Genomic DNA, 9303 nt, shown 5'->3' with positions numbered 1-9303 from the left:
ATGACATCGGTCTAAACATCACAAACCGGCGCGGGTCGGCGTGTCGCGGAGGCTTTTCGCCCGGATATCGGGCCAGTGTTCATCGATGTAGTGCAGGCATGCGGCGCGGTCGGCTTCCCCAAAAACTACTCTCCAACCGGCGGGAACGGTAGTGAAAGTTGGCCAAAGGCTGTGCTGTTCTTCGTTATTGACTAGGACGAAAAAACTGCCGCCGTCGTCATCGAACGGATTGAGCTGCATTGGATGGACCCCCTAACACCGAAACGAAAACTCCAAAGCGCGCCAGGCCGCACGAACGTCCGTGCAGCACTTAAGGATTGAGCCGTCAGGCTCGTTCAGTATCTCGACCGGCGGATGCGGTCGAACGCGGCGCCCGTGAGTTTGGACGCGGTGGCAACTGAGCCATGACGGCCATGGCAGACCCCCTACCCGGGGTGGCCCTACGACCGTCAATGTCGCCATTCACGCTCGCGGTGTACCCCGACCGCGCGGTTCGAAACATTTGAATTGCGTTCTTACGTAAGACATTAACAGCGACCATTGTTGCACTCGTGTCTCGCTGTCCAGCAAAACAACGTTGAGCGCCGTTGCCGACGACATCGCCGCGACATGTGTGCCATAGCGCCTCCTTTCACACACCCCTATCGAAAGTACTGGATTTGCCGGCGTGCAGACCCGGACATCGCTTACGCAATCGCAAAATATTTGCCTTCCGGCCCCTCGGTCCGCTCGACGCGACGGCGCACGCCGTGAAATATCCGATTATGCCGCCGCAAGTGCGTTCCCAATCACGCGCTCAGCAGCATATTCACGGCGCAAGCGTTCGGAGCATGACATCGATGCCCGGCCGACCGGACCGCTCGCCCCCACCGTGCAAAAACGTACGGACGCTTGCTAAGCCGATACCGACGGCATGACGATCGACATGGCGCGACCTTGCTTCGCCGTAGCTGTCGTGAGTCGGTTTGCCGCGGCGTTGGTTCAACGAGAGGCGCTCTGCGTTTCGTGGTTGGCGAAGCGCACCCGCCGCTGGCTACATCCGGGTCCCGATTCGCCGAGCCCTGACGGCCGGCGGGACCGGACAACCCGCGCGCGGGCTGCTTGTGATTGATCTCACGGCCGCCCGCCGGCTTCGCCGAATCCGTTGACCAAGATCAACATTGAGCACGCACAGCCGGTCCATAGCTTGGGCGGACGGCGGCCTCGGGGAGCCGGGCCGGGATCGTCCCGTCGGCGTTTAAGCGTCGACGGGCGCGGGTAGAGCTGCGGCCATGTGGGGGTCAGTGCTGGGCTTGGGAATCCTGGCTGCGCTCAACCCGGTTCGTCTCGGGCTCGCCCTCCTGATGATCTCGCGGCCACGGCCGGGACCGAGCCTGCTCGCCTACTGGGTCGGCGGGTTGACGGTATGCGTGCCCGAGCTCGTGCTCCCCCTGATGCTGCTGAACTTCACCCCCTTGTTCGGCCACGTTGCGCATGGTTCGTCTTCTCCTTCCACGGGGGCGACCCTCGGGAAAGTTCAAATCGGCCTCGGCGTGATCGGGCTGTCGATTGCGGCGGCGATGACGGTGCGCTTCGTGACGCGCGAGCGGACGGCGCAACTCTCCCCGGACGACCGATCGTCGGCACCGTCGTCGGCCTCGGGGGCCCCCATCGCCATGCCGCGGCTGCTGACCCGCGTGCAAGACGTCTCGAGCGACGACGGCTCTCCCTTCCGGCGCCTGCTCGGCCGCATCCACGACGCATGGGAGAGCGGGTCGTCGTGGGTCGCGTGGGTGATCGGCCTGATCTCGGTGCCGGTCGACGGCGTCCTCTTCATTGTCGCGATCATCGCGGCGTCGGGCGCGTCGCTCACCGCGCAGATCGGCGCCTCCGTCGCGTTCATCGCCCTGATGTACGCCGTCGTCGAGGTGATCCTCGTGGGCTATGTGGCGACGCCGGCAAAGACCCAATCCCTGCTGCGGGTGCTGCACGACTGGGTGCGCACCTATCACCGCCAGATCCTGGTCATCCTCTTCACGGTGGTCGGGGTGTCACAGCTGGCCCAGGGCCTGCACATCGTCTGAGCCACGAGTGCGTCGGGCCGCGCCGACGGCTCAGCCCGAACGCGGCGGGCGTTTCGTCTGGACCAGCTTGCGAGCGATCGGCTCGACCCGGGTGTTCGTCTCCTGCGACAGCCGGGTCAACAGGTCGAACGCGCGTTCGGCGTCGATATTGAATCGTTCCATCAGCACGCCCTTGGCCTGCCCGATCACGTCCCGGGTCTCGATCGCGCGCAGCAGTTGCTTGTTCTCGAGAGCCAGCGACTGCTGGCGTTGGAGGTGAAGGCGGGCTTCGACGGCGCTGACCGCCTCGAATGTGTGCAGCAGCTCGGCCGGATCCCAGGAGTCACCGTGCTCGACCTCGCGTGCCACCTCGGCAAGGAGCTGCCGGCTTTGGGAGACTTCCTTCACGGAGTGCACCACCCCCACCAGCTCGCCGTGGTCGAGCAGCGGCGAGTTGGTGGGGCTCCACACCTTGGGCAGGAATTCGTCGGGCGCGGCGGGGTCCGGAATGTCGTAGCGTTGCAGCCGCATCTTGTGGGTGTGACCGCTGCGCATCGCGATTTCCAGGGACGACGCAAGGTTCGACGTCCCATTCGCCTGCGGATCCTTGGGGTTGTCGGGGAATGCGTCAAACAGGTATTGCCCGGACAACTCGCCGTGTTCCCGCAGCGCCACGCGCTCGTAGCCTCGACTCGCCGCCCGGATCCGCAGGTCGCGATCAAGAAGCACGCAACAGACGCCCGAGACCCCTTGGACCATTTCTCGGGCTATCGCATCGAACTGATCTTGGCTGTGCACCGTTTATGCCACTACCCGTTTGTAGAAACGCTCAACCGCCGACGATCGCCTCGCTGCCGACCGCCGCTGCGTCATCCGCGCCGGCGCCCGGCTGGCGATCTGGTCGGGTCGGGCGCACTATCTCGCTATGAGACGAGAAGTGGGCGCCGAGATTGAAGTCGAAATCACCGCGGCCACGACGCTGGAGTTCCAGATTGCCGTAGCGCCGCACCCGCATGCCGAGGTCTTCGAGTCGCTGCGCTTCGTCTTGAACGGAGAGCGAATCTGGCCCTTGGAGGTCAGCGGATTGCACGGCAACCGCATCCATAAATTCGACGCGCAGGTCGGCACGCTGCGCGTGGACTACGCAGCGACGATCGTGGGGCACACCGATCCGGCTCCGGTGACCGAATACGACCAGTCGATGTACCTGCGGCCGAGTCGTTACGCCGAGGCCGACAAGTTTTATGGTTTCGCCGCTACAGAATTCGGCAACGACCGCGATTCGACGGCCCTGCTGGAGCACGTCAGTTCCTGGGTGGGCACCAGACTCAACTATGTACCCGGCTCGAGCGATCCGATTGACGGGGCGGTGGACACCCTGCTCGCCGGCGAAGGTGTGTGCCGTGACTACGCGCATCTGGTCGTGGCACTCCTGCGAGCGGTCAGCGTGCCGGCCCGCTTGGTATCCGTCTACGCGCCGGGCGTGAATCCGATGGACTTCCACGCGGTCGCCGAAGCTTTCGTCGAGGGGCAATGGCGGGTGGTCGACGCGACGCTGCTGGCGCCACGACAGGCACTGGTGCGCATAGCCACCGGTCGCGACGCGGCCGACACGGCCTTCCTGGATAACCACAAAGGCGCGATCACGCTGGATCGGCTGGTGGTGAGCGCCCTGGTGGACGGCGAATTGCCCCGCGACTCGATCGACCAACTGGTTTCGATCCGCTGAGGTCAGCCGCAAACCGGAACTCCGGGCATCGTATTCACGCTGAAATCCGCTGTGCCACGGCATGTTTGCGCCACGGCGACGGTGAGAGCGCCTCGCGAGCCGGTGGCAATGACGATTCGCGCTCGCGTTCGGACACGACCGGAGTAGGGTAAGACCATCGGCGATACCTCGAACGTGACGATTCAAAGCCATGTCATCGTCGATTCGAGTGATTGGCCCGCTTGGCGGCCAAGACGGGAGCGTCACTATGGCGCCGCATGACGACCACACCAATGCCGGGGGCCGGCACGCCCCGCCGCTACACACACCGCGCCTGCGCCTGAAACCGAAGTCGCCCCGCAGCGGGTATGTCGATGGAGCGTGGTGGCCGCACAGTGACGACCTGACGGCGGAGCTGCCAGATCTACTCGCAGTGCTATCGGTTCGGCTTGGTCCGGTGGGCCGTGTCATCTACAACCTCGCCGAATGGGCAACGGCACCAGCAAAATTGGCGTTCGGTCCGCAGACGGTACGGCTCGACGGGTACCACCGCCAGCCGGTCCACACCGTCGAGGTGCTCGGGCTCAATCGCCAGAGAATCACCCTCCTGGTGGTTTCACCGCACACTGACGAACACCATGCGCACGCCGTCATGATGACCGCGGCCGGCCCGAACAACAGCTTGACCGTCGCGAGCCTGATGATCAGCGGGGAAAAAGTCGGCGCCCGCGAGTAGACCATGTCGGCCACAGCACGCATCAGCGCCTGATTCGACTGAAACCTGATTTATCCTGATTTCGCGGTGCATTTTCGCCGGTTATGCATGTTGCGGGCGGCGCGACTTATTTTGATGTGGAAATTTAGGTCGGATTAGTTGGCGGCCGCTTTGGTGGCGGAGGCCCGGGCGCGCAGGAGGGGTGTACGCTCGGTTAAACCGGGACCTGCCAGGCCCCCAAATCAAAGGGCCGCGATGTCTGATAAATCTCCCCGGCAAACCATGGGCAAGAAATCGGGTAAATCCCTGAAAGAGAAACGCGCCGCGAAGCGCGGCAAGGCCGCCGAGATCTCGCAGGCGGAACCCCTGCTGGTCACCAAGAAGCGCTGAGGCGACGATCTTCCTCGATACCGCCCCGGCCATGCGTGATTGCATGCCACAGGGCCCCCGTATGCCCGGCAATTAACGCCCGCTATTTTGTCGCTGGATTGTGTTACGGTTGACCCGGATGTAGCTAAATACATCCGCTCCGAAAGAAAGCGAAGTTCGTATGACACAGGGAACTGTGAAATGGTTCAACAGCGAGAAGGGCTTCGGATTTATCGCCCCTGACGGCGGTGAAAAGGATGTATTTGTCCACCATTCTGAGATCCAGGAAAGCGGCTTCCGCACCCTCGAGGAGAATCAGCGCGTCCAGTTCGAGATCAGCCAGGGGCCTAAAGGCCCCCAGGCGGTGGGAGTGACCGCCGTCTAGCGGTGGAGCACGAAAACCCCTGGGGCTGACCGCTATTCACACGGCCCAGGGGCCGGGCGATGCTGTTTCTCGGCCCCGGGGTTCGTGCGTCCGTCGAGATACGCGGCGCGCCAATCCAAAAGCCGCCTGGTATTGCGGTCTGCTCGGCGCGCTAGGCGGTCCGGCCCCTCGGCTGGCCTCGTCTACTGCGGGTGAGCATCGCCGTCGCCAACCCGCGTCGCCTCACGTCATCGTCCGCGATTGCTACTTGCGGCCGGCCCGCGGCGTCACGAAATCTATGCTCGGATGCTGTCTCTGGCGCGTCGTCGGCGGTCGCGGACAAAAATCGGTCGGGCAGCGCCAATTTGCAGATTGTGCGGACGGTGAGCAGGTACTGCCGGAGCAGCGGACCGGTGGTGTAGGGCAAGTCGTATGTGACGCACAGCGCGCGTACCCGTTGGGCGATCTCGGGGTAACGATTGCTCGGCAGATCGGGAAACAGATGGTGTTCGATTTGATAGCAGAGGTTTCCGCTCATGAACGCCAACGCCGGACCGGCTCGGAAGTTGGCGGTCCCGAGCATCTGCCGGAGATACCATTCGGGTTTCGTCTCGTTCTCCACGACCGACGGGGTGAACTTTTCCGCGCCGTCCGCGAAGTGACCGCAGACGATGACCGCGTACGCCCACACGTTGCGTAACCCGTTGGCCACCACGTTCGCACCGAGTGTGCGGCGCCATCGCCGTCGGCCCAGCGCGGGAAAGAAGACATAATCCTTAGCGGCCTGGCGAGCCATCTTGCGGATCATCACCCGTTTGTGGGCAGATCTACCGGCCTCTGTTGTCTCGCGATCCCGCACCGCGTACAGGCCATGCAGCGCGACGCCCCATTCGAATGCCAGCGCCAGCAACACCGCGCGCAACGGCTGCGCCAGGGCGCTCGGCTCCCACTCCTGATCACGCGTGACCCGCAGGACTCCGAATCCGAGGTCGTCGTCCATGCCCACGACGTTGGTGTACACGTGGTGCAGGTGGTTGTGAGAGGACTGCCAGTGCTTCGAGGGACCGACCATGTCCCATTCCCAGGTACTGGAATGGATTTCCGGATCGTTCATCCAATCCCACTGACCGTGGCTGATGTTGTGGCTGAGTTCCATGTTCTCGATGCACTTGGCCGCCGCGAGCGCTGCGGTTCCGACAGCCCATCCGGTCTTCTTTTTGCTGCCGATGAGGGTCAGTCTGGCCGCGACCTCCAGGCATCGCTGAAAGGCGATGGCGCGCCGGATGTAGTCACGGTCCTTGGCGCCGCGCGACCTTTCGACGTCGCAACGGATGGTGTCCAGCGCGGCCGCGAAGTTCTCGAGGTCTTCATCGCTCAGGTGGGCGTATTCAGGTACTTCGGTAATCGCCATGGAATCAGTGAGATTCGGGCTGGACGGAGGCATGCGGACAGGGCGGGTTTACGAACCGCGGCAAAGGGGGTCACGTCCGATCTTGTGGATGGTTTACGCGCGAGTGGCGAGGATCGACGCGAGGTCAGATAAGCGGCGAACTTCTCGATCTAGAAAACCGGCCCGCGGGTATGGGGCGGCACGGCGACGCGTCCGGTACCCACCGGTCCGGTGGACGGCCGTATCATATGTGTGAGAGCACCTGCCTGATCGGCTCGTGGGTTGGTCGATACCTGAGGCTACATGACTTCTCAGACCCTTCGGACTCACCAGCGTCTTCCTCACGGCGATAGCAGCTCAAAACAAGCCCACGGGCACCGGACACGCCTGACATCGCAGAGCCAATAGTCTGGTGTTTTGGACGCCTGCGCTTTTGAGAGGTGACGACATGCCCGCACCGTCAGCCGAGGTCTTCGACCGCCTGCGCCAGTTGGCCGCGATCAAGGACGCCACCGCACGCCAGACCAAGACGATCGACGAAGTCTTCACCGGCAAGCCGCTGACCACCATCCCCATCGGCACGGCCGAAGACGTCGAAGCCGCGTTCGGCGACGCGCGCGCGGCGCAGGCCGACTGGGCGAACCGCCCGGTCAGCGAGCGCATCGATGTCATCAGCCGGTATCGCGACCTGGTCGTCGAGAACCGCGAGTTCCTGATGGATCTGCTGCAGGCCGAGGCGGGCAAGGCCCGATGGGCGGCGCAGGAGGAGATCGTCGACCTGGTGGCGAACGCGAATTACTACGCGCGGGTCTCGGCGGACCTGCTGAAGCCGCGCACGGTGCAGGCGCTGCTCCCGGGAATCGGCAAGACCACGGTGGGTTATCAACCCAAGGGCGTGGTCGGGGTGATTTCGCCCTGGAACTACCCGATGACCCTGACGGCGTCGGACTCGGTGCCCGCGCTGCTGGCCGGTAACGCGGTGGTGCTCAAGCCCGACAGCCAGACCCCGTATTGCGCGCTCGCGTGCGCCGAACTGCTCTATGAGGCCGGCCTGCCGCGGGCGCTCTACGCGATCGTGCCCGGGCCGGGCTCGGTGGTCGGCACCGCGATCATCGACAACTGCGACTACCTGATGTTCACCGGCTCGACCGCCACCGGCAAGCAACTCGCGGAGCACGCGGGCCGCCGGCTGATCGGCTTCTCCGCCGAACTCGGGGGCAAGAACGCGATGATCGTCACGCGCGGCGCCAACCTCGACAAGGCCGCCAAGGCGGCCACCCGCGCGTGCTTCTCGAACGCGGGCCAGTTGTGCATCTCCATCGAGCGGATCTACGTCGAGAAGGACATCGCCGACGATTTCATCGGCAAGTTCGGCGCCGCGGTGCGCAACATGAAGCTGGGCTCCGCGTATGACTTCTCGATCGACATGGGAAGTCTGATCTCCGCGGGTCAGCTGGACACCGTGACGGACCATGTGGACGACGCGAAAGCCAAGGGCGCCAAGGTGATTGCCGGCGGAAAGGCCCGACCGGACGTTGGGCCGCTGTTCTACGAGCCCACGGTGCTGACCGACGTCACGCCGGAGATGGAGTGCGCGGCCAACGAGACGTTCGGCCCGGTCGTCTCGATCTATCCGGTGGCCGACGTGGATGAGGCCGTCGAGAAGGCCAACGCCACCGAGTACGGGCTGAACGCCAGCGTGTGGGCGGGCTCGTCCGCGGAAGGCCAGCAAATCGCCTCCCGGCTGCGGTCGGGGACCGTGAACGTCAACGAGGGTTATGCGTTCGCGTGGGGCAGCCTCGGCGCACCGATGGGCGGGATGGGCCAGTCCGGCGTCGGGCGCCGCCACGGTCCCGAGGGCCTGTTGAAGTACACCGAATCTCAGACGATCGCGACCGCACGCGTGTTCAATCTTGATCCGCCGCTTGGCATTCCGTCGACCCTCTGGCAGAAGTCGCTGCTGCCCATCGTGCGGACGGTGATGAAGATTCCCGGGCGGAACTGACGCTCGCCGATTCCAGCGCCCCATTGCCAGGCGCTACTACAGCACGTAGTATTCGGGCATCTTGCCGCGCACAAGGGGGTGCCATGTGAGGTGGAGTTTCGCCCAGGTCGGGCTGCTGATCATTTGCGTTTTCCACGTCATTCAGGCGGTGATCGGCTTCATCATGAATCCCAGCTTCGCGATCGGGCCCACCGCACCGACGGTCCAGCTGTTCGGAATGGACTACAACGGGTGGCACGCCGTCGCCGGCCTCGCCTTGTTCGCTCCCGGCCTGGTCTTCGCGATGCGCAAGTCGTGGTCGGTGTTGTATCTGCTGCTCGCCGCGATAGCCGGTGCGCTGCCGGGCATTTGGGCCTTCTTTTCCCATCGGGTCGCGTTCGTGTTCACGTTTCCCAACAACGTCACCGACGCGGTGGTGCACCTGGTAACCGCGGCGATCATGGTGGCGGTGGCGGGCGTGCAGATCCGGATGGACGGCGGGCTCAAGCGTTCGCTCGCCGACCTCCGGAAGGCACCGTAGGTCTTCAAATCGCGCCGTTGCGGGTAGTCCTTCGGTCGACGAAGGAGATTGCGATGGGCAAGCACTCGGAAAAAGATGACGACGAGCCTAAGGGCGGCCGCCCCGGCCCCGCGGACCACGGCCACGAAGGTGGCATGGCGACCCGCGAGAACGCGCCGGAACTCACCGAGCCGGACCGTGAGGACTGACG

Annotated in this window: 11 protein-coding genes; 8 read left to right on the top strand and 3 right to left on the bottom strand. The window is 64.2% G+C overall.

What is annotated here, in order from left to right:
• Positions 1-18: 18 nt before the first annotated feature.
• A complete protein-coding gene (locus tag JF781_RS04410; RefSeq protein WP_225328532.1) occupies positions 19-240 on the bottom strand; it encodes an MbtH family protein in 222 nt (73 codons plus the stop codon).
• A 1031-nt stretch (positions 241-1271) separates the two neighbouring features.
• Here JF781_RS04410 and JF781_RS04405 point away from each other — a divergent pair.
• On the top strand, positions 1272-2063 hold the full coding sequence (locus JF781_RS04405) for a GAP family protein (RefSeq protein WP_238955957.1): 792 nt from the start codon (positions 1272-1274) through the stop codon (positions 2061-2063).
• 30 nt (positions 2064-2093) lie between these two features.
• Here JF781_RS04405 and JF781_RS04400 read toward each other — a convergent pair whose 3' ends face one another.
• Positions 2094-2840, bottom strand: coding sequence for an ANTAR domain-containing protein (locus tag JF781_RS04400; protein WP_225328530.1), 747 nt, complete (start codon positions 2838-2840; stop codon positions 2094-2096).
• Positions 2841-2979: 139 nt separating this feature from the next.
• Here JF781_RS04400 and JF781_RS04395 point away from each other — a divergent pair, with 139 nt between their 5' ends.
• The 4 genes from JF781_RS04395 (at position 2980) to JF781_RS04385 (ending at position 5219) form a co-directional block, all read left to right on the top strand.
• Complete coding sequence (locus tag JF781_RS04395; protein WP_225328529.1) at positions 2980-3771, top strand: transglutaminase family protein; 792 nt, start codon at positions 2980-2982, stop codon at positions 3769-3771.
• Positions 3772-4018: 247 nt separating this feature from the next.
• Positions 4019-4486 carry a DUF5994 family protein gene (locus JF781_RS04390; protein WP_225328528.1) on the top strand — a complete coding sequence of 156 codons (468 nt, stop codon included), beginning with the start codon at positions 4019-4021 and terminating at the stop codon, positions 4484-4486.
• Positions 4487-4720: 234 nt separating this feature from the next.
• Positions 4721-4855 carry a hypothetical protein gene (locus tag JF781_RS28405; protein ID WP_255641019.1) on the top strand — a complete coding sequence of 45 codons (135 nt, stop codon included), beginning with the start codon at positions 4721-4723 and terminating at the stop codon, positions 4853-4855.
• 160 nt (positions 4856-5015) lie between these two features.
• Positions 5016-5219 carry a cold-shock protein gene (locus tag JF781_RS04385; protein WP_225328527.1) on the top strand — a complete coding sequence of 68 codons (204 nt, stop codon included), beginning with the start codon at positions 5016-5018 and terminating at the stop codon, positions 5217-5219.
• Between the two features lie 151 nt (positions 5220-5370).
• Here the strand turns inward: JF781_RS04385 and JF781_RS04380 are convergent, their stop codons facing one another.
• Positions 5371-6609: a fatty acid desaturase gene (locus JF781_RS04380; protein WP_225328526.1), complete on the bottom strand. Its 1239-nt coding sequence runs from the start codon at positions 6607-6609 to the stop codon at positions 5371-5373.
• A gap of 427 nt (positions 6610-7036) precedes the next feature.
• Here JF781_RS04380 and JF781_RS04375 point away from each other — a divergent pair, with 427 nt between their 5' ends.
• The 3 genes from JF781_RS04375 (at position 7037) to JF781_RS28400 (ending at position 9301) form a co-directional block, all read left to right on the top strand.
• A complete protein-coding gene (locus tag JF781_RS04375; RefSeq protein WP_225328525.1) occupies positions 7037-8593 on the top strand; it encodes a succinic semialdehyde dehydrogenase in 1557 nt (518 codons plus the stop codon).
• A gap of 85 nt (positions 8594-8678) precedes the next feature.
• A complete protein-coding gene (locus JF781_RS04370) occupies positions 8679-9113 on the top strand; it encodes a DUF4383 domain-containing protein (protein ID WP_225328524.1) in 435 nt (144 codons plus the stop codon).
• A 53-nt stretch (positions 9114-9166) separates the two neighbouring features.
• A complete protein-coding gene (locus tag JF781_RS28400; protein ID WP_008257331.1) occupies positions 9167-9301 on the top strand; it encodes a hypothetical protein in 135 nt (44 codons plus the stop codon).
• Positions 9302-9303: the final 2 nt, after the last annotated feature.

This window comes from Mycobacterium sp. WUMAC-067, from assembly GCF_020217485.1.
In the GTDB taxonomy this organism is placed as follows: Bacteria; Actinomycetota; Actinomycetes; order Mycobacteriales; family Mycobacteriaceae; genus Mycobacterium.
Note: the sequence above shows the minus strand (reverse complement) of the source record. Positions and strands in the feature narration are given on the sequence as shown.

Coding starts and splice junctions, on each gene's coding strand:
- JF781_RS04375 (WP_225328525.1), top strand. CDS start 7,037: ATGCCCGCACCGTCAGCCGAGGTCTTCGACCGCCTGCGCCAGTTGGCC.
- JF781_RS04410 (WP_225328532.1), bottom strand. CDS start 240: ATGCAGCTCAATCCGTTCGATGACGACGGCGGCAGTTTTTTCGTCCTA.
- JF781_RS04405 (WP_238955957.1), top strand. CDS start 1,272: ATGTGGGGGTCAGTGCTGGGCTTGGGAATCCTGGCTGCGCTCAACCCG.
- JF781_RS28400 (WP_008257331.1), top strand. CDS start 9,167: ATGGGCAAGCACTCGGAAAAAGATGACGACGAGCCTAAGGGCGGCCGC.
- JF781_RS04380 (WP_225328526.1), bottom strand. CDS start 6,609: ATGGCGATTACCGAAGTACCTGAATACGCCCACCTGAGCGATGAAGAC.
- JF781_RS04390 (WP_225328528.1), top strand. CDS start 4,019: ATGGCGCCGCATGACGACCACACCAATGCCGGGGGCCGGCACGCCCCG.
- JF781_RS04385 (WP_225328527.1), top strand. CDS start 5,016: ATGACACAGGGAACTGTGAAATGGTTCAACAGCGAGAAGGGCTTCGGA.
- JF781_RS28405 (WP_255641019.1), top strand. CDS start 4,721: ATGTCTGATAAATCTCCCCGGCAAACCATGGGCAAGAAATCGGGTAAA.